This is a genomic window from Streptomyces sp. NPDC101393 (assembly GCF_044767385.1).
In the GTDB taxonomy this organism is placed as follows: Bacteria; Actinomycetota; Actinomycetes; order Streptomycetales; family Streptomycetaceae; genus Streptomyces.
Map to the genome: position 1 here is coordinate 384,235 of NZ_JBIWNU010000004.1, position 24,208 is coordinate 408,442.

Below are 24,208 nucleotides of genomic sequence, written 5' to 3' on the forward strand. Positions count from 1 at the left end.
CACTCCACCCCCTCAGGAGGAACCATGCTGCACCGGATCAGGCAAGCCCTCCGCAGACCCGCGGCTGTCGGTCTCGCCCTTGTGGCGGGCGCGGCGGCCTTCCTGGTGCCCCAGCAGCCGCTGCCGGCCCATGCCGCGCCGCCCGGGGACAAGGACGTCACCGCCGTCCTCTTCGAGTGGCGCTTCGACTCGGTGGCCGCGGAATGCCGCAACACCCTGGGCCCCGCCGGATACGGCTACGTCCAGGTATCGCCGCCCCAGGAGCACATCCAGGGCGCGCAGTGGTGGACCTCGTACCAGCCGGTCAGCTACAAGATCGCCGGTCGGCTCGGCGACCGCACGGCCTTCGCGAACATGGTGGCCACCTGCCACGCCGCGGGGGTCAAGGTCGTCGCCGACACGGTCATCAACCACATGGCGGCCGGGTCCGGCACCGGCACCGGCGGCTCCCCGTACACCAAGTACGACTACCCGGGCACCTACTCGGCCCACGACGTCGACGACTGCACGGCCGAGGTGACCAACTACAGCGACCGCTGGAACGTCCAGCACTGTGAACTCGTCGGCCTCGCCGACCTCGACACCGGCGAGCCGTACGTCCGCGGCCGGATCGCCGCCTACCTCAACGACCTGCTGTCCCTCGGCGTCGACGGCTTCCGCATCGACGGCGCCAAGCACATCGCGGCCGAGGACCTCGCCGACATCAAGGGCAGGCTGAGCAATCCGCAGGCCTACTGGAAGCAGGAGGCCATCTTCGGCGGGGGCGAGGCCGTCTCCCCGGACGAGTACCAAGCCACCGGCGACGTCCAGGAGTTCCGCTACGCCCGGGACCTCAAAAGGGTCTTCACCAGCGAGAATCTCGCCTACCTGAAGAACTACGGCGAGGGCTGGGGCTACCTCCCCGGCGCCAAGGCCGCGGTCTTCGTCGACAACCACGACACCGAGCGCGGCGGCGACACCCTCAGCTACAAGGACGGCGCCGACTACACCCTCGCCCACGTCTTCATGCTGGCCTGGCCCTACGGCGCACCCGACGTCCACTCCGGCTACGAGTTCACCGACCGGGACGCCGGTCCGCCCCTCGGCGGCCAGGTCAAGGCCTGCTGGCAGGACGGCTGGAAGTGCCAGCACAAGTGGCCCGAGATCGCGAGCATGGTCGCCTTCCGCAACACCGTGCGCGGCGCCGCCGTCACCCACTGGTGGGACAACGGCGGCGACGCCATCGCCTTCGGGCGCGGTGACCTGGGCTATGTCGCGATCAACCACGAGAGTTCCGCGCTCAGCCGCACCTTCCAGACCTCGCTGCCGGCCGGCGGCTACTGCGATGTGCAGAGCGGGCGGCCGGTGACGGTGGACGGCTCGGGCCGCTTCACCGCGACGCTGGCCGCCCACACCGCACTGGCCCTGCACAGGGGGGCGCGCGACTGCGGCTGACCCGCCGCCCGCCTCCCGCCCCGACCGGCCGCCCGGCACCCTCCCCGCCTGCCGGGCGGCCACGCCCCGCCCCCCACCGGGCCCGCCCGCCCCCGTACGACTCCCAAGGAGCCTCTTCGTGAACGGCCCTCTCCGCCGTACCGTCGCCGCCGTGGCGCTGGTCCTCGGCGCCACCGCCCTCCCGGCTGCGCCCGCCGCGACCGCCGAGCCGGCAGCCGCGCCCCCCACGGCTTCCGCGCAGTGGATCGACCGCGACACCGTCGTCTGGAAGGGCGCGGAGCGCGCCCCCGCACAACTGGAGTACGGGCCGCGGGGCCGCGGCCGGATCCACCTCACACCCGGCACCCTCAGCCCGTCCGAACGCGCGGCGTACCCCCATCTCACGGCGTTCCGGGCCTTCACGGTCGAGCCCCGGGACCGCGCCAAGGCCCGTACCGCCCTGCGGGGCCGTCTGGCCGCCACCCAGAAGTCACCGTCGGGGAAGCGCCGGACGACCGGTGTGCAGATACCCGGAGTGCTGGACGACCTGTACGGGAAGGCCGCGGCGAAGACCGCCCTCGGCCCGGTCTTCCACCGCGGCCACCGCCCCACCCTCGCCGTCTGGGCACCCACCGCCCGCACCGTCGCGCTCGAACTCGACGGCCGTACGGTGCCGATGCGGCGCGACGACACGAGTGGGGTGTGGCGGGTACAGGGGCGGCCGGACTGGGCCGGTAAGGCCTACCGCTATGTGGTGACCGTCTGGGCGCCGACGGTCCGCAAGACGGTCACCAACAAGGTCACCGACCCCTACTCCACCGCGCTGACCGCCGACTCCACCCGCAGCCTCGTCGTCGACCTGGACGATCCGGAGCTCGCCCCCCGGGGATGGCGGGCGCTGCGGAAACCGGCCGCGACGCGGGCCACCGCCGCCCGCCCGGACCCGCTCCGCAACGCCCGCATCCAGGAGCTGCACCTCCGCGACTTCTCCATCGAGGACCGCACCTCCCGCCACCCGGGCCGCTACCTCGCCTTCACCGACCGCGCTTCGGACGGTATGCGGCACCTGAAGTCCCTGGCCCGGAGCGGGACGTCGTACGTGCACCTGCTGCCGGCCTTCGACTTCGCCACGGTCCCCGAACGCCCCGCCGACCAGGCGCACCCCGACTGCGACCCGGCCGCGTACGCACCGGACTCCGACCGCCAGCAGGAGTGCACCGGCAAGGCCGCCGCCAAGGACGCCTACAACTGGGGCTACGACCCGCTGCACTACACCGTCCCCGAGGGGTCCTACGCCTCAGACCCGGAGGGGACGGCCCGCACCGTCGAATTCCGCCGCATGGTGCAGGGCCTCAACCGGGCCGGGCTCGGTGCCGTCATGGACGTCGTCTACAACCACACCGCCGCGAGCGGCCAGGACCCGAAATCCGTCCTGGACCGGATCGTGCCCGGCTACTACCAGCGCCTCCTCGACGACGGCAGCGTCGCCACCTCCACCTGCTGCTCGGGCACCGCGCCCGAGCACACCATGATGGGCAAGCTCGTCGTCGACTCCGTCGTCACCTGGGCGAAGGAGTACAAGGTCGACGGCTTCCGCTTCGACCTCATGGGCCACCACCCCAAGGCCAACATCCTCGCCGTCCGCAAGGCCCTGGACGCGCTGACGCCGCAGAAGGACGGAGTGGACGGCAGGTCGGTCGTCCTCTACGGCGAGGGCTGGAACTTCGGCGAGGCCGCCGATGACGCCCGCTTCGTCCAGGCGACCCAACGGAACATGGCCGGCACCGGCATCGCCACCTTCAGCGACCGGGCGCGTGACGCCGTACGCGGCGGCAGCCCCTTCGACGCCGACCCGCGTGTCCAGGGCTTCGCCTCCGGTCTCTTCACCGACCCCAACTCCTCGCCCGGGAACGGCACTCCGGCCGCCCAGCGGTCCCGGCTCCTGCACTATCAGGACCTCATCAAGGTCGGCCTGACCGGCAGCCTCGCCGACTACACCTTCACCGACACCGCCGGGCGCCGCGTCAAGGGCTCCCAGATCGACTACAACGGCGCGCCCGCCGGCTACGCCGCCGACCCCGGCGACGCCCTCGCCTACGCCGACGCGCACGACAACGAAACCCTCTACGACACCCTGGCCTTCAAACTCCCGGCCGGCACCGCCCCCGCCGACCGCTCCCGGATGCAGGTCCTCGCGCTGGCCACCGCCGCCCTCTCCCAGGGGCCCGCGCTCTCCCAGACCGGCTCCGAACTGCTGCGTTCCAAGTCCCTCGACCGCAACTCCTTCGACAGCGGCGACTGGTTCAACGCCCTGCACTTCCGCTGCGCGGACGGCAACGGCTTCGGGCGTGGGCTGCCCCCGGCCGCCGACAACAAGGACAAGTGGCCCTACGCCCGGCCCCTGCTGGCCGACCCGGCACTCCGCCCCGGCTGCTCCGCGATCAACGCCACCTCCGCCGCTTACCGCGACCTGCTGCGCATCCACGCCACCGAACCGGCCTTCGACCTGCCGACCAGCGCCCGCGTGCAGTCCGCCCTCTCCTTCCCGCTGTCCGGGAAGCAGGAGACGCCCGGCGTGCTGACCATGCGCCTCGGCAACCTCGTGGTCGTCTTCAACGCCACCCCGCACCGCCGGACACAGACCGTCCCGGCCGTATCCGGCGAGCGCTACGCCCTGCACCCGCTTCAAGCCCACGGCAGCGACCCGGTGGTCAAGTCGGCTGCCTACGAGCGGAGTTCGGGCACCTTCGACGTCCCGGGCCGCACGGTGGCGGTCTTCCGTCACCGGTGACCGCGCGCAGGGGGCTCGGCGGGCGGGATGACCCGCATGCCGTGGCTGCCCGGCATGACCGGCACCCCGCCGGCGTCAGGGTCGCCCCGGCGGGGCTCACACCGGTTCGGGCAGCGCCAGCAGCTTGGTGACCAGGTCGGCGAACATGCCGTCCGGGGGTTCGGACGTCAGCATTTCGCGGACCAGCTCCGCCATCCGCTCGTCGTACGCCGCGCTCACGGCGGCCAGCGCGGCGAAGTCGTGCACCAACTGCCGCTCCAACTCCGCACGCGGGATGCGCCGCCCGTCCAGCCACAGCAGCGCGGTGGTCTCGGCGAGCGAGATCCACGAGCGCACCACCAGCGCGAGGCGGGGGGACGGGTCGGGGATGCCGAGATGGGCGAGGATCTGCTCGTACGCGGCCTGCCGGACGCTGTCGATCATCGCGCCGGCACGGCTGGAACCGATCGCCGGGCCGCCCCGCATCAGCGCGGAGAAACCGGGGCCGTGCTCGTCGACGAAATCGAAGAAGCGCTCCATGACGCGCAGCAGGCGGGCGCCGAGCGGGCCTTCGTGCGGTTCCACGAAGCGGGCTGCGAGCTCGTCGGCGGCCCGGCGCAGCGCGGCCTCGTAGAGCTGCTGCTTGCCCGGGAAGTAGTGGTAGACCAGCGGCCGGGATATCCCGGCCGCCTCGGCGATCTCGTCGATCGACACGTCCTCGGGGGAACGGTGGCTGAAAAGGTCGAGTGCGACGGCGATGAGCTGCTCGCGCCGCTCCTCGACGCCCATTCTGCGGCGCGCCCCGGTCGTCATGCGCCACACCCTAACGACCCGGGGCCCGGCACGGAATCATGGACCGGATATCGGACGGAGGGCGGCGGCAATCGCCCCTCGGGTGGGAACCGTTCCAGGGGCGGGGTCACAGGTCCAGGGCGAGTGAGGTGCCCCGGGCCCGCGAGACGCAGAGCAGCAGGGAGTCGTCGCGTTCCGCGTCCGTCAGGAGCGCGTCGCGATGGTCCACCTCACCGGACAGCACCCGCTGCCGGCAGGTGCCGCAGAAGCCCTGCTCGCACGAGTAGGGCAGGTCCGGCAGCGCCTGCTCGCGGATCGCGCGCAGCGCGCTGGTGCCCGCGGGGACGGTGACCGTACGGCCGGTGCGCCGCAGTTCCACCTCGAAGGGGAGGTCCGCACCGGGCGCCGCCCCGGCCGGTGCGAAGCGTTCGGTGTGCAGGGTCAGGCCCTTGGGACCGTCGGGCAGCAGTGCGGCGACCGCGTCCATCAGGGGGCCGGGGCCGCAGCAGTGAACGGCGGTGTGCGGGGGCGCTTCGGCGAGCACCGCCGCCAGATCGGGGCGCCCGGCCTCGTCCTCGGCGACCACCGTCAGACGGCCGCCGCCGGTGCCCGCCAGTTTTCCGGCCTCCGCCAGGAACGGCATCGACGCCCGCGACCGCCCCGCGTAGACCAGCCGCCACGGCACGCCCGCGGCCTCGGCCTGCCGCACCATCGGCAGGATCGGGGTGATGCCGATACCGCCCGCGATGAAGAGGTAGGAGTGGCTTTCGGCCAGCGGGAAGCGGTTGCGGGGGCCGCGCACCTCGACGCTCATGCCCTCGCGCAGGGCCTCGTGCACCTCGCGTGAGCCGCCCCTGCCGTCCTCGATGAGGCGGGTGGCGATGGTGTACGCACCGCCGTCGGGATGCCGCACCTCGGCCGGGTCCCCGCACAGCGAGTACGGGCGCACGGTGCCCGACGGCAGCACCAGGTCGATGTGCGCGCCCGGTTCCCAGGCCGGCAGTCCCGCGCCCGTCAGACGCAGGGTGATCACGCCGTCGGCGGCCGTGGTCCGTTCGGCGATCCGCAGGCGCAGGGGCGGTGCCCCACGGTCCCGGCCCTGGCCCGATATCGGGGCTTCCAGGGCGGGCATCGGCCACAGCGGGGACCGCTCGATGCGGCGCCGCAGTGCCCGGCGGGCCAGTGCGGCGCCGGTGGTGAGGCCGGCCGCGACGCACAGGGTGCGCGCGCTCGGTATGCGGGGCGGTGCGGGCATCTCAGGCGCCTCCGGTGGCGGGGGCCGTGGCAGCGGACTCGGCGGCGGTCGCGGCGGGCGAGCGGTCGAGGTAGGCGACGGCCTGCTCGGTGCTGCCGTGCTGGGAGGGGTGGTAGGTGCGGCTGAGGTATTGCGGGATGGAGCGCAGCATCTGGCCGGTGGTCGGCAGCACGCCCTGCCGCCCGCCCCGCAGGAAGTCCCCGAAGGCGGCCTTGCCGTCGGTCAGTGACGGGTCGTGGGCCATGAAGAAGCGGGTGCCGCGCTGCCACAGGAAGACCAGCGCGGTGAACGCCGTGGCCCAGGTGCGCACCCGGCGCCGGTAGCCGCCGTCGAGGTGGACGAAGAGGTCGAAGGCGACCGAGCGGTGCTCGACCTCCTCCGCGCCGTGCCAGCGCAGCAGGTCGAGCATGGTGGGGTCGGCGCCCTTGGCGTCCAGCGCCCCGGCGTTGAGCACCCAGTCGCCCAGGAAGGCGGTGTAGTGCTCGATCGCGGCGATCGTGGCGACCCTCTCCAGCAGCCACCACTTGCGTGCCCGCCCCGGCGGCAGCGTGCGGTCGCCGAGCAGCTTCTCGAAGAGCCAGTCGACCTGCGCGGTGTACGGAGTCGGGTCCAGGCCCTGCGCCTTGAGATGCGGCAGGACGTCATCGTGCGCCTGGGAGTGCATCGCCTCCTGGCCGATGAATCCGATGACGTCCTCGCGCAGCCGCGGGTCGCGGATGTACGGCAGCACCTGTTTGTAGACGTGCACGAACCAGCGCTCCCCGGCGGGCAGCAGCAGATGCAGCACGTTGATCGTGTGGGTGCTGGAGGGGTCGCCCGGTATCCAGTGCAGGGGGGTGTCCGCCCAGTCGAAGGCGACGTTGCGGGCCTTCAGCGGGATGTGCTCGGACGCGACCGGCTGGGGCCGCAACGAGGCCGTATTAGACATGGCGTCAATGTACTGGGGGGTAAGGAGTCCGCAATACCCCTCGGGCGGCAGAAATCGCGTGGTGTGGAGGGCGATGCGGGTGCGGTGAGCTGCCGGTGCGGAGGGCGGGGCAGGGCGGGCGCGGTGCGCTGCCGGCCCGCCCGGTACTCCGCCCGCCGCCCCGCTCCCGTCAGCGCAGCGCCCGGATCTTCTTGCCGTCCGCCAGCTGCCCGTCCAGCTCCGCCCGGTCACCGGCCTTCGACGGGACCGCCAGCAGCCGCCCCGTCACCTCGCCCTGCACCCCGCCCGTCGCACGGATCGAGGAGACCGCCTTGCTGCCCGCCGCCAGCAGCCACCACCGCCCGTCCGGGGCCTTCCACAGCACCCCGGCCAGCACCCGCGGCCCGCGCGGCCCGCAGGCCGTACCGCCCTCGGCCCGCGCCGCCACCGCACCCGGCGCGTACGGCTGCCCGCCCGGGGCCGGCGCCTGGAACTGCGCCAGGGTCCGGCTGCCCGCACCGCGCCAGGTCTCGGCGCGGGTGCACACCCACGCCGCGGTGCCCGCGCCGCCGGGCACCGGCTGCTCGGCGAACTCCCAGGAATTCACGGTGCGTACGCCCTGCCCGCGCACCGCCGGCAGATGGCAGGCCGTCCGGGCCCATGCCGCCCGCGCCTTCGGGCCCTGCACCTCGCCCGGCTTGCCCGGCGAGCCGTACGTCAGCCGCGCCGGGGCCAGTTCGCCGAGGTCGGTCAGCAGCCGGCCGCCCATCCGCAGCGCGGGCCACGACGTGCACTTCGCATCGGCGGAGGGGAAGGGGACGGGATCGGCCACGCCGTCCTTGTCGATCGCCAGCCGGGTGCCCGCCTCATCCGGCTTGAGCAGATCCACCGAGCGCGCCGACGTCACCCAAGGCGCCGCCAGATAGCGGACGTTGCGCTGGGTGCGGTTCAGGACCAGCGCGGAGGCCGAGGCCGCCGAGGCGCCGTCCGCGCGGGCGAAGTCGAGCGCGGCGCCCGTCCCGTCGCTCCGCCCTTCGGCATCCGCCGCCTCGGCGTAGCGCACCACCCGCAGCCCGTCGTGCAGCAGCACCACCACCGCGTGGTCCACGACGCCGGCGAACAGCAGCTGCGCCGGACCCGCCGCCGGCCCGGTGGAGGTCCCCGGCGTCGCCCAGACCGGCACCCCGGCGCCGGGCCGCGCCCACACCGCCAGCGCCCGCCGCAGCAGGGCGCGGTCATCGACCCGGTCGCCGCGGGCCGGCCAGGACGCGAAGTCCACGCGCGCCGCGGTCTTCCAGGCAGTGGCCGGCACCTTCGTCAACTTGCCAGGATCCAGGGCCGCTTCGGCAGCCGGGTTCTGTGCGTAGACCGGGGCGGCGGCGCCGTCCGGGCCCCAGCCCTCGCCGGGCAGCCCCAGCAGCGCCCCGCACACCAGCACCGCCACCCCCGCCGCCAGCACGGCCCGGAAGTGCTGCCGCCGCCGGATCAGGTCCGTCGGCCGGGCCTGCAGCGCGCAGGGGTCGAACTCCACCGACTCCAGCAGCGACCGGTCCCGGCTGCCGGCCGGGGTCGCGGCCCGCTCCGCCTCCTCCAGCGCCTCCCGGGCCTCGCTCACCCCGGCGGCCTCCAGCACCCGGCGCGCGTCCGGCGCGGTCAGCCGCTCCAGGTCACGCAGCACGAACGCCGCCCGGCCGGGCGCCGACAGCTCCGACAGCGCCTGGTCCAGGGCGAGTTCATCGGCACCGCCGGACCGTGGGAACAGCCGCAGCCCCCACACCTGGGGGAGCGGCGGCGGCAGCGCGGGCAGCCGCAGGCGGGAGCGGCGGCCGGTGGCGAGCGCCGCGCGCAGCACCCGCAGGCGTACGAAGGCGTAGCCGGGGCCGTCGGACGCGTCGGTGCCGCTGCGCGGGACGGGCAGCGGGAGATCGCGGGTGGAGGCGCGCTGGCGCGGCAGGGACCGCTGCACGACCGCATGGGCGGTCAGGACGCGGCGGCCGCGGCTCGCGCCGGGCGGAAGGACGAGATAGGCCAGCCGTACGAGCCGGGGATAGTGCTCCACCAGCGCCGCTTCGGCCTGTTCGACGTCGATGGCGTCACCGAGATCGCCGTCGCCGAAGCTGTCGGTCGTACGGTCCGGACGCGGGGTTGTCGCCTGCTGCTGCTCCACGTTCGGTGAAACGAGTGAATCCGGTGATGGTCACCCGGAGGAGTGGAGAGCCGTTTCCGGGTGACCGTCACCGGTCGTGGTGCAGGGTGGTGCCGCGCGGACGTCAGCGCAGGTCGAACTCGCCGTCCCGGGCGCCGAGCACGAACGCGCGCCACTCCGCCTCGGTGTAGCGCAGCACCACATCCGGGTCGGTGGAGTTGCGCATGGCCACCGCGCCGCGCTCCAGGAAGGCGATCTCCACCGCCTCCACGGCATCACCCGGAGCGCGCTGCCAGGTGGCGTCGGAGATGTCGAGGGCGTAGAGCCACTCCTTCTCAGCTGCCGCACTCATCCGTGATCCCTCGCTAGTGATCGGTTCCTGCGGCATCGCCGTGGCGATGCCGTATCGGGCGCCCGGCCAGCGTACGCGGTGGTCAGGTCACCTTCCAGCGGCGGAACTCGGCCGTCCCGCGCTGCCCCGTACCGGAGTTGGAGGCGGACTGGTGCAGGCCGGTGTCCTGTGCGGCGGCGGCCCCGGGGACGGTGACGGTGGCGATCTCGCGCCAGCTGTCGCCGTCGTCGGTGGAGCAGGCGCCGGTGTACGTACCGGACCCGTCCTCGTCCTGGCCGCGGGTCAGCCGCAGCCGCACGGGGGCGGTGACGCCGGTGATCCGCCGGTAGGTGTTCAGGGTCCCGGAGCCGTTGGCGTCGAAGGACAGCACGACGCCGTTGCCGGGGGTCACCGAGAGGTTGACGAAACCGAGGGCGCCGGGGGTGCCCGGGTCGGGGGAGGCCAGGCGGTTGCGGGCGATGATCCCGGCGCGGGCCCAGGAGCCGGTCACGTCCTGCCGGGTCACCTCGACCGTCACCGAGCCGCCCTCGGCCAGCGCGCCCGGCCGGTAGACGGCGCCGAATTCGGCGGTGGCCTTCCACAGGTCGACACCGGAGCCGTTGATCCCGAAACGGTCGTCCGCCTGACCGAAAACCGCCGCATTGGTGGTGACGGTCCGCAGGTAGGGGTCCAGCGGCCCGGCCACCAGCAGGGACCCGGGCCGGGACGCGCGGACGCGGGACTCGCCCTTCGGGCCGTAGTCGACCGTCAGGTCGTAGTCGAGCGGCACCAGCGGCTCGTCGAGGGGGCCGTCCGGGGCCGTCACCCGCCAGCGGGCCCGGCCGGTGCCGCCGGGCGGCACGGACCGCAGCGACACCGGCCCCGAGGCGTCGGCGTCGAGCCCGGTCAGCGCGAAGTTGACCCGGCCGGTGGCGCGCAGTCCGTTGGCGTTGTGCAGCGCGGCGGTCACCGTGGCCTCGCCGCCGGGCGGCAGCGCGGCCGGCTCCGCCTCGACGGTGACGGTGCCCTGGTACGGCGCCCTGGCGAGGATGTCGTGGACCCGCTGCGCGGTGCGGAACGCGTCGGCGGTGGGGCGCAGCGGATGGCTGGTGCGCTCGTGGGTCCAGGGCTCCTCGATCGCGTACCAGTCGAACGGCTCGGGCGCCCGGTCCGCGGCCAGCGCGTCCTCCAGCTCGTCGAGGTAGGACTGCCACTGCGGCAGGTGCACCTCGCCGATCAGGCCGTGCCAGTCGCGGTTGGCGTAGTTGGCGAGCTTGCCGCCGTCGGCGGTGGGCCGGTCCGCCCAGGTGGTGATCAGCGTGCGGGCGGAGTGTTCGAGCCGGGCCTCCTCCTCGGGGCTCGACGCCATCGCCTTGGCGTCCGCCAGCCACGGTCCGAGGAGGAACCGCCGGTGCGCGCCGGTCACCTCCTCGCTGAGCCGCATCAGCCGCAGCCACAGCCGGGACAGCGCGCGGAAGGTCTTCAGGTCCTTGTGGTGGTACGCCTCGTAGAGCTGCGGGATCAGCTGCCAGGACCGGTTGGCGAGGGCCTGGCGGGCGGCGTCGGTGAGGTCGTAGCGAAAGGCGTCGCTCTTGCGCAGTGCCGGGCGGACGGTGAGCAGCGCGGCGAACGCGGTGTCGAAGGTGGCCGCGTCGAACGCCGGGGACTGGGTGGCGTACTGGGTGCCGGAGCGGGCGGTCAGGCTCGGCCGGGCCGCGAAGATCGAGTCGTGCGGGCGTCCGTCCTTGCTGCTGATCTCGTACGCGCTGGTGCGCAGCGCGGCGAACGCGGCGCGGGCCCCGACGTCGCGGGCGCCGTAGCGGGCATCGGCGTACGCGTCGAACCACGCGGCCCGGTCCACCGGGCGCTCGCGCCAGGCCAGTTCGCTGAACAGCTCGAAGGCCGCCGGGTCGCGTTCGGCGGCCTCCGGCATATAGGCGGTGCCGACGAGTTTGCTGCCCGGCTTGTCGCGCCAGACGGTGAAGCGTCTCGCCCACATATGGGTCTTGGCGCCGATGGTGGTGCGGCCCCCGAAATTGGGGATGCTGCCGAACGCGTACGGCACGCCGCCCCAGTCCGCCTCGCGGTCGGTGACCGTGTCCAGGTCGCTGAGCCCGTCCACGATCAGTGTCCGGTCGTGGTCGAGGGCGTCCAGCAGCTCGCGGCGCGGGTTCTGCTGCCAGCCGAGGATCACCCAGGTCGCGTCCGGGCGCGCGGTCCGCAGCGCCTTCTCCACGGCGCGCGCGGCATCCGGCACCGGGACGTCCCCGGGGTCGCCGCCCTCGTGCAGCAGGTCCATCTTGAAGTGGTCCGCGGGACCGAGCAGTTCGTGCTGGAGGCGGTAGAACGCGGCGGCCACCTCACCGAACACCTCGGTACGCGGGTCCAGCCAGTCGGGGCGCGTCAGGCCCGCCCAGTCGCCCTGCGGTACGGTCCGCGCGCCCTGGTTGCGGTCCGCGAAGCCCTCCGGGACGGTGCCGAAGTAGCCGGGCAGCACCGGGTGCATGCCCAGGGCGCGCAGCCGGTCGGTGATCTTCCGGCCCAACGCGGCGCGTTTGCCGATCAGTTCGGTGCTCGTCGGGCCGCCGTAGTGGCTCATGTTCTGCAGCAGCCACCACGGCTGGTGCGAGGGCGCCGGGATCCAGGCGCGGGCCTCGGCGTCGGAGTAGCCGAAACCGCTCAGCAGGCGGTGGTAGACCGCCTCCGATCCGGGGGTGACCAGCACTTCGTTGACACCGTGCAGCGCCAGGACGTCGATCATCCGCTCCCAGCGCGCCCAGTCGGCGTACGGCGCGGTGTAGCCGTCGTGGGTGTCGTTGAGGGCGAAGCGGTGCCGCAGTGCGGTGGCGCGCTCGACGGGGGAGCCGGGGGCGGGCAGCCGGCCGGGCAGGTCCAGCTGGTCGCCCGCCCAGGACACATGCGCCCGGCAGGTGTACTTGAGATACCAGTTCACGCCGGTGAGCAGCGCCGCCGGGCTGGTGCCCGCGACGGTGATCCGGCCCGCCGAGCCGTCCACCCGGAACCGTTCGGTGTCCGTGTCCTCGCCCCTGGACAGCGCGCGGAGCCGGAACTGATCGGCGTGGTCGGGCAGCAGCCGGCCGAGCGCCGCGGCGGCCGGAGCGGTGTCGAAGGCCGCGGCGTGTGCGGGGCGCGGCGGGATGGGGCCGGTCGTGGCGGCCCGCGTCGTGGCGGCGGCGGGGAAGGCCCCGCCGAACGCCGCTCCGGCGCCGATCGCTCCGGCGGTTCCCAACAGCGTGCGTCGAGACGGTTGGCTCACGTGTGCCCCCACTGCTCGGCAGTAACAACAGACCCGTGCGTGGGGCACGCTAACGGTCGGTCAGCCCTGGTCCAAGTAGGCCAGGACGGCCAGTACCCGGCGGTTGTCGTCGTCCGACACCGGCAGGACCGGCTTTCCGAAGATGTTCGAGGTGTGTTCGGCGACCGCCCGCTCCGTGATGACCAGCCGCGCCGCGAGCGCGGCGTTCGAGCGGCCCTGCGCCATCAGCTCCCTCACCTCCAGCTCCCGCGGGGGCAGCCGCGCCATCGGCCGGTCCTGCGAACGCCGCGCCGGCAACTGCGAGATGACCTGCGGATCCATCGCCGTACCGCCACCCGCCACCCGGCGCACCGCGTCGGTGAACTGCTCGGCGTCGAACACCCGGTCCTTGAGCAGATAGCCCCCCGCACGAACAGCACGAACAGCACGAACGAACCGGCCGACGCGATGACGGCGATCCCCAGCCCCCCCGGACCGCGGCGACCAGTGTTCTGCGGACCCTCATCCGGACGCCCCCCGCGCTTCACGCGCCCGGCCGTCGGACACGGGAACAGTCTCCCGCGTAGAGAACGCCAGGTCATTGGGTTACGCCCCCCGGTCCGGGGTGTACCCGGCACCCCCCCCGTGGAGCGGTTTTCCCTGCCCCGCCCGCTCCACCGGCCCCACCGCCCGTCGAACCACGGCCTCCCCACTCCCCTGGAGGGCTCTCATGAGCAGCATGGCATCGACCGCGTCCGCCCCCACCTCTCCCACCACCACGACCGCGCCGGCCGCCACCCCCGCCGGCCCCGAATACACCGCCGCGATCGCCGGCAGCCGCGCACAGATACGCGCCGCGCAGCGCCTGCGCCACCAGGTCTTCGGCGAGGAGATGGGCGCCACCCTCACCTCCCCGCTGGCCGGCCACGACATCGACGCCGTCGACGACCTCGCCGACCACCTCGTCGTCACCCACACCGCCACCCAGGAGGTCGTCGGCACCTACCGGCTGCTGCCGCCCGGCCGCAGCCCGCGGCTCTACTCCGACGGCGAGTTCGACCTCACCGCCCTGGACGCGCTGCGCCCCTCCCTCATCGAGGCCGGCCGCTCCTGCGTACACCCCGCGCACCGCGGCGGCGCCGTCATCAACCAGATGTGGGCCGCGCTCGCCCGCTACACCCTGCTCTCCGGGCACCGCTATCTCGCCGGCTGCGCCTCCGTCCCGCTCGGCGACGGCGGCACCGCCGCCGCACACGCCTGGGAGCTGGGCCGCACCCGCTACGCCGCACCGCCCGGACTCCGGGTCACCCCGCACCGCCCCTGGCGGCCCACCGTCCCCGCCCCCGGCCGCCCCGCCCTCGCCCCGCTGCCCCCGCTGCTCCGCGGCTACCTGCGGATCGGCGCCCGGATCTGCGGCGCCCCCGCGCACGACCCGGACTTCGACGTCGCCGACTTCTTCGTCGTCCTGGACATGGAACAGCTCGGCGACCGCTACCGCCGCTACTTCCTGGGGGAGCGGTGAGCTGCGCCGGCGGCGCCACGGCCCCGGTGACCGGCGCCACCGGGGGAGTGGGCCTCGGCGCCTGGGACGTCCACTCCGACTGCACCCCGGCCTGCGCCGCGCACACCGCGCCCCGGGTGCCGCCCACCGAAACCGCCCGGCGCTGCGCCGCGTTCGCACGGGCGGTACGACGGGTACGGGCGGACGGCGGACGGCCCGCCGACCCGGTGCGCCTGCGTGCGCACGCCCGCGCGCTGCTCACGGCGCTCGGTATCCGGCTGGACGTCACGGGCGGGGCCGCCGGCCCGGAGCGTACGGAAGGAGCGCACGCCACGGGCGGCGCGGGCGGCGGCCTGCGGGTGGCGGCGGGCGGCCCCGGCACCCTCGTCGTCGGCAACCACATCTCCTGGCTCGACATCCTGGCGCTGCTCGCCGTCGAACCGGTGACCCACCTCGCCAAACGCGAGGTCGGCGGCTGGCCGGTCGTCGGAGGCCTGGCGCGCAGCGCGGGCAGCCATTTCATCGACCGCAGCAGCCCACGCCAACTCCCGCACACCATCGGCGCGTTGACGGACCTGCTGGCCGCCGGCCACTCGGTGGCGGTGTTCCCGCAGGCCACCACCTGGTGCACCGCCGACCGGGGTACCTTCCGCCGCGCCACTTTCCAGGCCGCGATCGACGCCGGCGCCCCCGTCCGCCCCGTGACGGTCGCCTACACCCAGCAGGGCGGCCCCAGCACGGTCGCCGCGTTCTGTGGCGAGGACACCTTCCTCGCCTCCCTGCGCAGAGTGCTCACCGCGCGCGGCCTGACCGTACGTGTCACCCCGCACCCGCCCCTGACCGCGGCGGACGCCGGCGACCGGCGGACGCTGGCGGCACTGGCCGCCCGCACCGTCCTGGGCGGCCGCACCCGGCCGCCGGCCCCTGCGATCCCGGCGCCCCGCCCCCATGTTTGAGCACCTCGGCCCGCTCGATCAGCTCGACCGGCTCACCGAACCCCTGCTGGGCATGCTCGACTCGCCGTGGCTGTGGCTGACCGTGCTGCTCGTCTCCGGCCTCGACGCGCTGCTCCCGTTCATGCCGAGCGAGACCACCGTCGTCCTGGTCGCCGTCCTCATCGGCCCCGACCCGCCCCGGCTGGCGCTGCTGGCCGTCGTCGCGGCGGCCGGTGCCCTGGCCGGTGACTGCCTCGGCCACGCCGTCGGCCGCTGCGCCGGCCCCCGGGCAACCGCCCGGCTGCTGCGCGGCGCCCGCGGCCGGGCGCGCCACGCCCGCGCCCGCGCCGCCGTCGAACGGCACGCCGCCACCCTCGTGATCGCCGGCCGGTTCGTCCCCGGCGGCCGGATGGTCGCCGCGCTCTCCACCGGCAGCCTCCGCTTTCCGCTGCGCCGCTTCGTCCTGCTGGACGCGGTGGGCGCGGGCCTCTGGGCGCTGTGCGGCACGGCCCTCGGCGGGCTGGGCGGCCCGGCGCTCACCGACTCCCCGGTCGCCGGCCTGCTGTTGGCCTCCGCGGCCGGAGCCGTGGTGGCCTGCGCGGTGGCCTGCGTCCCTCGCCGCCGGACGCCGTCGGCGTCAGGGCGTCGGCGGGCCCGGCAGCGACGCCGCAGGGGACCGGCCGGCGTCGCCTGAACACGGCCGGTGCGGACCTGTGGCGCTGGTGGCGCCGGTGCGGATCCGCATGACCGGCGCGGACCACTATGGCCGGCGGCTCGGCGCCCGGCCGCAAAAGCCCTCGCCCGCCCCCGAGTTGTTCGCTCCCGGGGACGGGCGGGTGAGTGAGTGGCGGGCACCGCCTCGGGGGCGCTCAGACGCGGGCCGGGACGCTCGGCACGTACTTGTAGCCGACGCGCCGCACCGTCACGATCGACGCCCGGTGCTCGATGCCCAACTTGCGGCGCAGCCGGGCGACATGGACATCGACGGTGCGGCCGTCGCCGACATGCCCGTATCCCCACACGGTGGTGACCAACTGGTCGCGGGTGTGCACCCGGTGCGGATGGGCGACCAGGTGGGCCAGCAGCTCGAATTCCAGGTACGTCAGGTCCAGGGGGCGGTCCTGGACCCGCACGGTGCGCTGCTCGGGGTCGATCCGCACGATCTCGTCGCCGGTCGGTGCCGGGGCCGGTTCGGCGGCCGGCTGCCGGGCGGCGGCGGCCTGTTCGGCGGGGACCAGGACGAGGTAGCCGACCATCGGCGGCTGACCGGGCAGCACGGGCAGGGTGTGCTGCGGCGCCGGCAGCCAGGTCGCCCCGGAGTTCAGCAGTTCGGCGACGGGCGGTACCTCGTCGGGCGTCACGGCGCGCAATCGGTGGCGGGGCGGTGCGGGCAGGGTGGGGGCGGTGGCCGTCGCTGAAGTGGCAGGCAGAGTACGGAGGTTCGTCATGAGGAGTCAGCTCTTTCGCGCAGGGAGGCGTCGGGGGGACGTCGTGCGCGCGGGCAGGGCTGGGGACGCCGGTCAGCGGCGTCGGTGAGGCGTGTGCGGGCCCGCGCTCAGTGCGCGCGGCAACACAGACGGTCGAATGCGTGCGCCTGCCGGGACGGCCAGAAGGGCTCGAGGTCGCTGCGACCCGTCGCGGTGTCTGTGAGGCTGGCCATGGCTCTATTGAACCAGACGGTCACCGATCTGTCCCTCACGTCCGCGCCTTGGAAGGCACCCGCCCGCGCCCATCGCCACGCCGAGCACCAGCGCCGTCGCATGACCGACGTCGGTGAACGTGCGCCCGGGGCGCAGCACCGGCCGTAGCACCGGCGCCAGCAGCCCCGCCGTGGCCACCGCGCGGGCGCCGCGGTGCGGGACGGTCGCGGCGAGGGCGCCGAGGGTGGCGTAGAAGCCGTAACTGGCGCCGACGTCGACCGCTCGCGCGCTCGCGTCCGGCGGGTCCGCGCGGACCCGGCCACGCAGGCCGGCGTAGACGAGCAGGCTCGCGCCGATGTGGCCGGCCGCGAACACCCCGGCCGCACGCCGGGTGCCCCACCGCGCCTCGGCCGTGGCGAGGGTGGCCAGCAGCGCGGCGCCGTACGGCAACGGCAGCGGCTCCTCGACGAACGCGGCGCTGGTGACCAGGGTCCCCCACCGGCCGGCCCGCAGATTCACGACATTGGTGGAGTGGGCACGCAGCAGCGCGCGGCGGCGCGGGCCGGACAGCCTCGCGGTGGCGTACGCGCCGAGCTGGACGGCGCCGACGTACAGCGGTGCGGCCCAGGGCACTTGGCGCCGCGGGAGGCGACCCGGCTGGCGCATACCGGACGAACCGGGGGAAAGTCCCGGCAATCCGGAGAGGATTCGTGGTGATCCAGGTGAATGCTGCGGCATCTCAGGCCCCCGTCGGCAGTCGTTTGCGCCAGTCCAGGGGGGAGACGCTGATCACGTTGTCCGGGTTGCCGTCCCACTGCACGGGCAGGCCCACGCCGGCGAGCGCCGCGACCACCGCCCGCCCCACCTCGGCCCGGTCCTGCCCGGACTCCTCGTACGCGCCGTAACGGACCGCGAGGCCCTGGCCCGCCACCAGCGCATCGGTGTCCTGGTGGTGGAAGAAGACGAAGCCGTGGTCACCCTCGGCGCGCTCATGGCCGATCTCGCCCGTACCGCAGGTGCCGCAGCAGCCGAAGTCCATCCGGGCGGTCAGGCCCTGGGTGTCCAGCGCCGCGAACGCCCCCGCCACCCGGTCGGCGTCGGTCACCTCGGGCCCCTGCTGCTGCTCTTCGAGCCGCTCCTCCCACAGGTCCGCGACGATCCGCCGCGCCTCGTCCGGCGAGACCGGGGTGACCGCGGGGTCGAAGTGGTCGCGCACGCCCTGCGCGATCCGCTGGAAGTCCCGGAGCCCGGACCGGATGTCCTTACGGGCCTGCTCCTCGGCCAGGGCGCGGGTCTCCGGTGACAGGCCGGGGGTCGACACGAGGTCGGCGGGCCGCCAGTCGAGCGCCGTACGCCAGGACTCCGTGCCGCGGGCCCACGACGCGAACACCTCGGCCACCCGAACGGGGTCGGCGGTCGTCGCGCCGAAGTGCCGGTCGGGTCCGCCGTCGCGGTATTCGACCGCGAACGGCTCGGTGCCGTCGCGCCAGGTCTGCACGAACGTCTGCCGCTGCTCGGGGATCCGCTCGGCGACCAGGAAATGGTCGTCGTCCCCGCCGATCCGCCCCACGAGCGCGGCCGCTTCGGCCTCGGTCGGACGGGTGAGGAGCGTTCCGCTCCCGGTCTTGACGGTGATCTCCAGCATGAGGACAGCGTGCCAGGCGCCACTGACAGCCCCGCTCCGGACGCGCGAAGGGGCCGGACCCGTGCTCCCGGGTCCGGCCCCTTCCTTGTGCGCACCCGCGGCACCGACCGCCGCGGGATGTCTCAGACCTGCTCGCGCCGCGCCAGCTCCGTGCAGCAGGTGTCCACCATCAGGCGGGTGACGACGTACGGGTCGACGTTGGCGTTCGGCCGCCGGTCCTCGATGTAGCCCTTCTTCTCCACCTCGACCTGCCACGGGATGCGCACCGAGGCACCACGGTCGGAGGCGCCGTAGGAGTACGCGTCCCACGGGGCGGTCTCGTGGGCTCCGGTCAGCCGCTCCTCGATGCCGGTGCCGTACTGGCTGACGTGCTCCAGCGGCTTGCCGTCCTGGCCGAGCGCCTCACAGGCGGTGATGATCGCGTCGTAGCCCTCGCGCATCGCGCGGGTGGAGAAGTTGCAGTGCGCGCCCGCGCCGTTCCAGTCGCCCTTGGCCGGCTTGGCGTCGAGCGACGCGGTGACGCCGAACTCCTCCGCCACGCGGTGCAGCAGCCAGCGCGCCACCCACATGTGGTCCGAGACCTCCAGCGGCGCCAGCGCGCCGACCTGGAACTCCCACTGGCCCGGCATGACCTCGGCGTTGATGCCGGACAGGCCGAGGCCCGCCTCCAGACACAGGTCGAGGTGCTTCTCGACGATCTCCCGGCCGAAGATCTCGCCGGCGCCCACGCCGCAGTAGTAGCCGCCCTGCGGGGCGGGGAAGCCGCCGCCCTCGGGGAAGCCGAGCGGGCGGTCGCCCTTGAGGAAGGTGTACTCCTGCTCGATGCCGAAGATCGGCTCCTGGCCGGCGAACTTCTCCGCCACCGGGCGCAGCAGCGCACGCTTGTTGGTGGCGTGCGGCGTCAGGTCGGTGTGCAGGACCTCGCACAGCACCAGCAGGTGGTTGCCGCCGCGGATCGGGTCCGGGCAGCTGAACACGGGCTCCAGGACGAGGTCCGAGGAGTGGCCTTCGGCCTGGTTGGTGCTGGATCCGTCGAACCCCCACCGGGGCAGTTCCGCGCCGTCGGCCAGGATCCTGGTCTTGGAACGGAGCTTGGCGGTCGGCTGGGTGCCGTCGATCCAGATGTACTCGGCCTTGAAGGTCACGGGGTCCTCTATTACGGGTAGGTGCGGGTACGCGTGCGGGCGTACCCCGGCACTCTCGCAACCGGCCGTTTCTCGTCCGTTGCCCGTATGTGAACCACAGGTTACTCAGTCGGACAGGCCCCGAAGTCGGGGCGAGATGCCGGTATCTGTCCCGCTTTATGGGGTCGGATGCCTCAGCCGTGTTCCTTCAGCAGGCCCTCGAATCCCAGATGCTGGACCCGGCGCAACAGTTCCTGCGCGGTGATGCCCATTGCCGCCGCGGTGTCGCCGGGGTGCCAGTCGTGGCGGGCGAGCTGACGCAGCACATGGCCGCGCCGGACCTGCTTGTCGGAGAGCCGGAACGTCTTGAGGTAGACGACCCGCCCCTTCCCGTCGGTGATCGTCTCGCCGATGTGCTGGGTGCGGTGCAGCGCGAACGGCGGCAGGAAACGCGACAGCCGGAACCTGCCCATCCGGTACACCTGCCGCACGTCGTACGACGCGTCGAACAGCTCGCCCGCCATCAGCGCGTCGTGCTGTGCCTCCCACTCCTGACGGCGCCGCTCCGCCGCGGACCGCAGCTCCGCGAGCGAGGTGATGTACTCCGCCGTAATCCGTGAGGTGAACTCCGGTACCGGGACGCGGGAGTAGAGCGCGTACTGGTGGATCAGCTCCCCGTACAGGTCGTGCAGCAGCGAGGGGTGCAGCGCCCGGTAGTCGTCCGGATGCGGCACCACGAACGCCCCGGCGAGGGCGTCGGCGGCGTACACCAGCACCCCGCACTGATCCGGGTGGATCTCGAAGATCCGCAGCGCGTCGCCCAGCCCGCGCACCTGACCGCCCCGGTACGCCGTCCCGGCGCGCGGCGACAGCCCCTCGCGCACCGCCCGCCGGGTCCACTCCTCCCACACCACAGACGGGCCGCCGAAGTGCAGCGCCAGATAGCCGTCGAGCGCCAGATGGAGCGGCAGGAAGCGCAGCGAGACCGGCCCGCCGCCCTGCGCGCGGCCCTTCCCGCGCCGCTGGGCCAGTTTGCGCGGCAGGTGCAGCGGCGCGCAGTCCACCGGGCCGCGCCCGTCGCCGAGCTGCGAGCCGTACGCCGCGGCGGGCGATCCGTCGCCCGTCCAGTCCGCCACGAAGCCATGCGGAATGTAGGAGGTGTAGGTCGTGCGGCCGCCGGCCGCGACGGTCGCCGGGCCCGTCTCGTACACCTCGCGGTGCAACCGCAGATCGGTGACGGGCTCGGCGCGCAGCAGCGGCACGAGCCGGATGGCCCCCCACACCTGCGAGGGGCCGCTGCGCACCCCGCTCAGCTCCAGCCCGCTCATCGCTCCTCCCCTTCCGCCAGGAACTGCCGTACCCGGTCGTCCAGATGGGCCCGCAGCTCCGCCAGCCCCGTGCGGCCCTCGGCGAAGCGCGCGAGGCCGGCCAGCGCCGGCAGGTCCTCCGCATCGCGGATCCCGGCCGTCGGCACCGCAGCGGACAGCCGCCGGACGTCGAAGTCCTCGGCGTCGTACACCGGGTTGAGATGCACGACCGACGTACGGCCCCGGGGGTCCAGCCGGGTGCGCCACACCCGCAGCACCTCACCGGCCAGTCCGGGCGGTGCGTTGTCCCAGCCGTCCGAGACGATCACCAGCCGCTCCGGCGCGGCCTCCAGCGCGTCGAGGATGCGCAGCCCCAGCGGCGTCGCCCCGTAGGGGTAGGCGAGCAGGGCGTCCGTACGGCCCGAGGTCCACCGGGGCAGATACGACCCGGCCAGCGCCTCCAGCAGGAAATGGCAGGCCAGCGCCACCGCCAGCGGACGGCGCCGCTTCTGCCGCGACCCCGTGGTGGAGAAACTGTCGTCCAGGACGGCCGCCACCCGGCCCCAGCTGCCCGCCTGCGCGCCCGCCGTCCGCCGCGCCGCGGCCCGCAGCGCACCGGTCAGCTCTGCCCGGCGCGCCACCCGGTCATCGAGCGGCAGCCCCAGGACGTATGAGGCCAGCCGGGTCAGCGGCATGCCGGTCAGGTCGGCGTCCAGGTCCGCCCGCCGCGCGCGGGCCGACTCCTGGGTGCGCAGCCGCTCCAGCCGCGTCATCCGGGGGGCGATCCGCTCCAGGAAGGCGCGCCGGCCGATGCCGTGCGCCGCCGCGAAGCCCTCGGCGACCGTGAACGGCAGCTCGTACAGCGCCGCCTGCTCGTAGTGGGCGCGCCGCCAGGCGTCCAGCAGCGGGGTGGCGAAGCGCTTGCGGCGGCGCGGCGCGAACAGGAAGTCGCCCAGTTCGCCGTGGGTCGCGGCGAGGTCCTTCAGCGGCAGGTGCGCGTGCCGGGCCGCCCGTGCCAGACCGGCGCGGTACTTCACCGCGTCCAGGGCCGGGTCCGGGCGCGCGGCGAGCCAGTCGCGCATGATCGCGCGGGTCCTGCGGTTGTTGACCTTGGCGGCGCGCAGCGCGCGGAACAGTCGGTAGACGCGCGGCGCCGGGAGCCGTGCCAGCCGGGCCGCGATCAGCCGCCCCTCGGCCCGCCGCTCCGCCGCCGGCACCTCGCCCGCCGTCTCCAGCAGCCGCCGCACGATCAGCGCGGCGTTGTGGTCGTTGATGTCGAGCGCGAGCGACGCGGCGTACAGCGGGCGGTGGTTGACGCATACGTACGTGTGCAGGAAGTCCAGCGACATCCGCTGCTCGGCCTCGCCGGAGCGGAATTCGCGCTGCCCGGTGGAGGTGATCGCCGCATTGACGAACAGCAGCACGTCCTCGGCCGCCACCAGATCCGCGTACGTCTCCATGTCGTCCCCGTCCCCGTTGATGGCGCCGGCCGGGGAATGGGGGCACGAGCAGCGAATCGTTGCTGAGCAGAGCAGGTCCGGAAGTCGCACCGGAGTCCCGCGGCCGGCACCGGAAACCTAACACCGGCCCGTGTGCCGGTCATATGGATTACCCGCCTGCCCCAACGGCCCGGCCGGTTCCCCGGGTCGGCCCGTCCGGCGCGGGACACTGGCCCCATGACGACCTCGCGCATCGGACTCCTCGGCACCGGCCCCTGGGCGCAACGCGTCCATGCCCCCGTCCTCGCCGCCCACCCCGGCGTCGACCTGGTCGGCGTCTGGGGGCGCAGACGGCCGGCCGCCGAGGCGGTGGCGCAGGTCCACGGCACCCGCCCCTACGACAGCCCCGACGAGCTGATGGCCGACTGTGATGCCGTGTCCATCGCCCTGCCGCCGTCCGTCCAGGCCCCGTTGGCGGTCCGCGCGGCCGCGGCCGGCTGCCATCTCCTGCTGGACAAGCCGGTCGCCACCACCGTGGCCGACGCCCGCGCCGTCGCCGAGGCCGCCGAACGCGCCGACGTCGCCTCGGTGGTCTTCTTCACCGCCCGCTTCGGGGACCGCGAAGGGGAGTGGATCGCCGCCCAGGCGGCGGTCGGCGGCTGGTTCACCGCGCACGCCGACTGGCTCGGCTCCGTCTTCGCCGCGGACAGCGCGAGCCCGTACGCCGATTCACCCTGGCGGCGCGAGAAGGGCGCCCTGTGGGACGTCGGTCCGCATGCACTGTCCGTACTGCTGCCGGTGCTCGGCGACGCGGAGACGGTCACCGCCCGCCGCGGTCCGGCCGACACCGTGCTGCTGACGATGCGGCACAGCGGCGGGGCGGCGAGTTCGGCGACGCTCGGGCTGAGCGCCCCCGGGCCCGCCTCCGGCGTCGAGGTCACTCTGCGCGGCACCGAGGGCGTCACCTCCCTGCCGCGCCGCCAGGACGGTCCCGAACCCGCCTACCACCGCGCCGTGGACGCGCTGCTCTCGGCCGCCGGGACCGGCCTGCCGAACGCCTGCGATGTCCGTTTCGGCCTCCGGGTCACCGAGATCCTGGCGGCCGCGGAGGAGTCGCTGCCGACGGGGGAGGAGGGGGCCGGCTGAGCCGCCGCCGCGGTCGTCGGCAAGGCCGCGCGGGCGGCCCGGAAAATGCCCGGCCCCGCGGCCCCAAATCCCCTCTGGCCAGGGGCTTTTGTCAGTGGTCGGCAGTAGAATGGGAACCAGAAGGACAAGGGTTCACCCACGCTCCAGGAGGTCGCCGGATGGCCGCTGCCACACTCATGACCAAGCCGCTCCCGACCCACCCGCTGCCCAAGAAACCGCTGCCCGCCGGATGGCCGCGCGAGCGGTACGAATCCCACAACCGCCGGCTCAAGGCCATGCGCCTGGCCATAGCGCTGCTCGACACCGGCGTCTACCGCCCCGAGCAGGCCCACAACCGCACGATCCGTGCCACCGCGGCCGGCATCGGGGTGCACTCGCCCTCCGACACCACCTGCCGCCTGGTCCGGGCGCTCCTCTACGACAACTGCTGACCCTCACCGACCACAGCTGACCTGGATCCCGGGTCGGCGCGGGGGGGGGGGGGGGGGGGGGGGGGGGGGGGGGCGCGCGCCCCCCCCCCCCCGCCGCCCCCCCGCCCCCCGCCCGCCCCCCCCCCCCCCCCCCCCCCCCCCCCCCCCCCCCCCCCCCCCCCCCCCCCCAC

The 24,208-nt window shown here is 74.2% G+C and carries 17 protein-coding genes and 3 pseudogenes; 7 read left to right on the top strand and 13 right to left on the bottom strand.

Going from position 1 to position 24,208, the window contains the following annotated elements:
• Window positions 1-24: 24 nt before the first annotated feature.
• A pseudogene (locus tag ACIRQ7_RS15195) lies at window positions 25-1,431 on the top strand (alpha-amylase family protein); the annotation flags it as partial.
• 163 nt (window positions 1,432-1,594) lie between these two features.
• A pseudogene (pulA, locus tag ACIRQ7_RS15200) lies at window positions 1,595-4,204 on the top strand (pullulanase-type alpha-1,6-glucosidase); the annotation flags it as partial.
• 96 nt (window positions 4,205-4,300) lie between these two features.
• Here the strand turns inward: pulA and ACIRQ7_RS15205 are convergent.
• From ACIRQ7_RS15205 to ACIRQ7_RS15235, 7 genes and pseudogenes are all read right to left on the bottom strand, one after another.
• The gene (locus ACIRQ7_RS15205) at window positions 4,301-4,996 is read right to left on the bottom strand and encodes a TetR/AcrR family transcriptional regulator (RefSeq protein ID WP_404262737.1); all 696 of its coding nucleotides are present in this window, start codon (window positions 4,994-4,996) and stop codon (window positions 4,301-4,303) included.
• Between the two features lie 106 nt (window positions 4,997-5,102).
• Window positions 5,103-6,230: a PDR/VanB family oxidoreductase gene (locus tag ACIRQ7_RS15210; protein WP_404262738.1), complete on the bottom strand. Its 1,128-nt coding sequence runs from the start codon at window positions 6,228-6,230 to the stop codon at window positions 5,103-5,105.
• 1 nt (window position 6,231) lies between these two features.
• A complete protein-coding gene (locus ACIRQ7_RS15215; RefSeq protein ID WP_404262739.1) occupies window positions 6,232-7,158 on the bottom strand; it encodes a metal-dependent hydrolase in 927 nt (308 codons plus the stop codon).
• Window positions 7,159-7,327: 169 nt separating this feature from the next.
• Window positions 7,328-9,304, bottom strand: a complete 1,977-nt coding sequence (locus ACIRQ7_RS15220; RefSeq protein ID WP_404262740.1) for a hypothetical protein — start codon at window positions 9,302-9,304, stop codon at window positions 7,328-7,330.
• Window positions 9,305-9,407: 103 nt separating this feature from the next.
• On the bottom strand, window positions 9,408-9,635 hold the full coding sequence (locus tag ACIRQ7_RS15225) for a DUF397 domain-containing protein (protein ID WP_401476249.1): 228 nt from the start codon (window positions 9,633-9,635) through the stop codon (window positions 9,408-9,410).
• A gap of 82 nt (window positions 9,636-9,717) precedes the next feature.
• Complete coding sequence (locus ACIRQ7_RS15230; RefSeq protein ID WP_404262741.1) at window positions 9,718-12,891, bottom strand: alpha-N-acetylglucosaminidase TIM-barrel domain-containing protein; 3,174 nt, start codon at window positions 12,889-12,891, stop codon at window positions 9,718-9,720.
• A 60-nt stretch (window positions 12,892-12,951) separates the two neighbouring features.
• Window positions 12,952-13,293, bottom strand: a pseudogene (locus tag ACIRQ7_RS15235) (LuxR C-terminal-related transcriptional regulator); the annotation flags it as partial.
• A 307-nt stretch (window positions 13,294-13,600) separates the two neighbouring features.
• On the opposite strand from ACIRQ7_RS15235, the gene ACIRQ7_RS15240 reads away from it, so the two are divergent.
• Genes ACIRQ7_RS15240 through ACIRQ7_RS15250 form a run of 3 tightly spaced genes read left to right on the top strand, consistent with a single transcriptional unit; the run spans window position 13,601 to window position 16,000 of the window.
• Window positions 13,601-14,392 (top strand): GNAT family N-acetyltransferase, encoded by a 792-nt coding sequence (locus ACIRQ7_RS15240; RefSeq protein ID WP_404262742.1) that lies wholly within the window; start codon window positions 13,601-13,603, stop codon window positions 14,390-14,392.
• Window positions 14,389-15,327: a lysophospholipid acyltransferase family protein gene (locus tag ACIRQ7_RS15245; protein WP_404262743.1), complete on the top strand. Its 939-nt coding sequence runs from the start codon at window positions 14,389-14,391 to the stop codon at window positions 15,325-15,327. Before ACIRQ7_RS15240 ends, ACIRQ7_RS15245 begins: the two co-directional genes overlap by 4 nt.
• The gene (locus tag ACIRQ7_RS15250) at window positions 15,320-16,000 is read left to right on the top strand and encodes a DedA family protein (protein WP_404262744.1); all 681 of its coding nucleotides are present in this window, start codon (window positions 15,320-15,322) and stop codon (window positions 15,998-16,000) included. The genes ACIRQ7_RS15245 and ACIRQ7_RS15250 overlap by 8 nt, the downstream gene beginning before the upstream one ends.
• Before the next feature lie 175 nt (window positions 16,001-16,175).
• Here the strand turns inward: ACIRQ7_RS15250 and ACIRQ7_RS15255 are convergent, their stop codons facing one another.
• The 6 genes from ACIRQ7_RS15255 to ACIRQ7_RS15280 all read right to left on the bottom strand — a co-directional run bounded on the left by ACIRQ7_RS15255 (window position 16,176) and on the right by ACIRQ7_RS15280 (window position 22,482).
• Window positions 16,176-16,754, bottom strand: a complete 579-nt coding sequence (locus ACIRQ7_RS15255; RefSeq protein WP_404262746.1) for a winged helix-turn-helix domain-containing protein — start codon at window positions 16,752-16,754, stop codon at window positions 16,176-16,178.
• A gap of 216 nt (window positions 16,755-16,970) precedes the next feature.
• The gene (locus ACIRQ7_RS15260) at window positions 16,971-17,579 is read right to left on the bottom strand and encodes a rhomboid-like protein (RefSeq protein WP_404262748.1); all 609 of its coding nucleotides are present in this window, start codon (window positions 17,577-17,579) and stop codon (window positions 16,971-16,973) included.
• Window positions 17,580-17,685: 106 nt separating this feature from the next.
• Window positions 17,686-18,591, bottom strand: a complete 906-nt coding sequence (locus ACIRQ7_RS15265; protein WP_404262750.1) for a DUF6891 domain-containing protein — start codon at window positions 18,589-18,591, stop codon at window positions 17,686-17,688.
• A gap of 122 nt (window positions 18,592-18,713) precedes the next feature.
• Window positions 18,714-19,736, bottom strand: coding sequence for a glutamine synthetase (gene glnII, locus ACIRQ7_RS15270; protein ID WP_401476226.1), 1,023 nt, complete (start codon window positions 19,734-19,736; stop codon window positions 18,714-18,716).
• A 173-nt stretch (window positions 19,737-19,909) separates the two neighbouring features.
• Entirely contained in the window at window positions 19,910-21,043 is a 1,134-nt protein-coding gene (locus ACIRQ7_RS15275; RefSeq protein WP_404262752.1) for an ARPP-2 domain-containing protein, read from the bottom strand.
• A complete protein-coding gene (locus tag ACIRQ7_RS15280) occupies window positions 21,040-22,482 on the bottom strand; it encodes a hypothetical protein (RefSeq protein WP_404262753.1) in 1,443 nt (480 codons plus the stop codon). Before ACIRQ7_RS15280 ends, ACIRQ7_RS15275 begins: the two co-directional genes overlap by 4 nt.
• A 216-nt stretch (window positions 22,483-22,698) precedes the next feature.
• Between ACIRQ7_RS15280 and ACIRQ7_RS15285 the strand changes: the two genes are divergently transcribed.
• Together ACIRQ7_RS15285 and ACIRQ7_RS15290 are read left to right on the top strand one after the other, a co-directional pair.
• Window positions 22,699-23,607: a Gfo/Idh/MocA family protein gene (locus ACIRQ7_RS15285; protein ID WP_404262755.1), complete on the top strand. Its 909-nt coding sequence runs from the start codon at window positions 22,699-22,701 to the stop codon at window positions 23,605-23,607.
• Window positions 23,608-23,765: 158 nt separating this feature from the next.
• The gene (locus ACIRQ7_RS15290) at window positions 23,766-24,038 is read left to right on the top strand and encodes a hypothetical protein (RefSeq protein WP_403670767.1); all 273 of its coding nucleotides are present in this window, start codon (window positions 23,766-23,768) and stop codon (window positions 24,036-24,038) included.
• Window positions 24,039-24,208: the final 170 nt, after the last annotated feature.

Bases quoted from the DNA above. Each gene is read 5' to 3' on its own strand.
- ACIRQ7_RS15285 (WP_404262755.1), top strand. From the start codon at position 22,699: ATGACGACCTCGCGCATCGGACTCCTCGGCACCGGCCCCTGGGCGCAA.
- ACIRQ7_RS15255 (WP_404262746.1), bottom strand. From the start codon at position 16,754: ATGACGAACCTCCGTACTCTGCCTGCCACTTCAGCGACGGCCACCGCC.
- ACIRQ7_RS15205 (WP_404262737.1), bottom strand. From the start codon at position 4,996: ATGACGACCGGGGCGCGCCGCAGAATGGGCGTCGAGGAGCGGCGCGAG.
- ACIRQ7_RS15250 (WP_404262744.1), top strand. From the start codon at position 15,320: ATGTTTGAGCACCTCGGCCCGCTCGATCAGCTCGACCGGCTCACCGAA.
- ACIRQ7_RS15210 (WP_404262738.1), bottom strand. From the start codon at position 6,230: ATGCCCGCACCGCCCCGCATACCGAGCGCGCGCACCCTGTGCGTCGCG.
- ACIRQ7_RS15225 (WP_401476249.1), bottom strand. From the start codon at position 9,635: ATGAGTGCGGCAGCTGAGAAGGAGTGGCTCTACGCCCTCGACATCTCC.
- ACIRQ7_RS15290 (WP_403670767.1), top strand. From the start codon at position 23,766: ATGGCCGCTGCCACACTCATGACCAAGCCGCTCCCGACCCACCCGCTG.
- ACIRQ7_RS15215 (WP_404262739.1), bottom strand. From the start codon at position 7,158: ATGTCTAATACGGCCTCGTTGCGGCCCCAGCCGGTCGCGTCCGAGCAC.
- ACIRQ7_RS15280 (WP_404262753.1), bottom strand. From the start codon at position 22,482: ATGGAGACGTACGCGGATCTGGTGGCGGCCGAGGACGTGCTGCTGTTC.
- ACIRQ7_RS15275 (WP_404262752.1), bottom strand. From the start codon at position 21,043: ATGAGCGGGCTGGAGCTGAGCGGGGTGCGCAGCGGCCCCTCGCAGGTG.
- ACIRQ7_RS15240 (WP_404262742.1), top strand. From the start codon at position 13,601: ATGAGCAGCATGGCATCGACCGCGTCCGCCCCCACCTCTCCCACCACC.
- ACIRQ7_RS15265 (WP_404262750.1), bottom strand. From the start codon at position 18,591: ATGCTGGAGATCACCGTCAAGACCGGGAGCGGAACGCTCCTCACCCGT.